Origin of the sequence: Pseudomonas sp. SIMBA_041 (genome assembly GCF_046535095.1) — a bacterium.
Lineage (GTDB): Bacteria > Pseudomonadota > Gammaproteobacteria > Pseudomonadales > Pseudomonadaceae > Aquipseudomonas > Aquipseudomonas mucoides.
In genome coordinates this window covers 1-238 of sequence record NZ_JAWRXJ010000905.1, presented here as the reverse complement: position 1 = coordinate 238, position 238 = coordinate 1, and the positions used below count along the sequence as shown (strand labels likewise).

1 protein-coding gene is annotated in these 238 nt (G+C 54.6%); it reads left to right on the top strand.

Annotation, left to right across the window (positions count from 1 at the left end; translation table 11 throughout):
- The coding region (locus SB725_RS33755; protein ID WP_410923765.1) for an ATP-binding cassette domain-containing protein at nt 1–238 on the top strand (238 nt) is incomplete at both ends.

Genomic DNA, 238 nt, shown 5'->3' with positions numbered 1-238 from the left:
ATCAGAAACGTAACGAAACCAACGAACTGTTTATTCCACCTGGACCGCGTCTGGGCGATAAAGTGCTGGAAGTCAGCAACCTGCGTAAATCCTACGGTGATCGCCTGCTGATTGATGACCTGAGCTTCTCGATCCCGAAAGGGGCAATCGTCGGGATCATCGGTCCGAACGGCGCGGGTAAATCGACCCTGTTCCGTATGATCTCTGGTCAGGAACAGCCGGACAGCGGCACCATCAC